The organism is Acidisphaera sp. L21, assembly GCF_009765685.1.
Lineage (GTDB): Bacteria > Pseudomonadota > Alphaproteobacteria > Acetobacterales > Acetobacteraceae > LMUY01.
In genome coordinates this window covers 1-466 of sequence record NZ_LMUY01000094.1, presented here as the reverse complement: position 1 = coordinate 466, position 466 = coordinate 1, and the positions used below count along the sequence as shown (strand labels likewise).

At 57.3% G+C, this 466-nt stretch carries 1 protein-coding gene; it reads right to left on the bottom strand.

The window, feature by feature from the left end; all coding sequences use genetic code 11:
- Nucleotides 1-265: 265 nt before the first annotated feature.
- On the bottom strand, nt 266-466 hold a 201-nt coding region (locus tag GSQ76_RS19175), incomplete at its 5' end, for a YetF domain-containing protein (protein WP_158745729.1).

The following is a 466-nucleotide window of genomic DNA, read 5'->3' as shown; positions in this document are numbered from 1 at the left end:
TCTCTAAGACCTGCCACCACCATCTTTCGCGCCCACACAGATGCGAGGCCGGTCGAGCCGCCTTGATCCCGCAGCCCTAGCCACTCGCTCCCTGGAGTAGGGCTATAATCTTAAGACCTAAGCGGCATCATCAACGCTCTGGTGCTGGCCCGGTGTGGCAGCAGACGTGTAAATTATGGTGTTGAAGCGTGTTTATCGACGCCAGCCGGCATGGCGTGGGTGATGAGCGACCGAGAAACAAGGCAGCTAACGCAGCTTGCAAAGGTCATTTCTCACCCCCATCCTGCGGGATGATCGACACCTTGCCGTCACGTTCGATGATGGCGTAGCGAACCTGTTCTAGCCGCATGAGCCCCTTCTGCCGAACGGCCGCCATCACATCACTTTCAAGCATACGCAGGGTCCGCATCCGATCCTGATGCCACTCACCTTTCTCGAAAACGATGACAGGCGTTCCATCCACGAT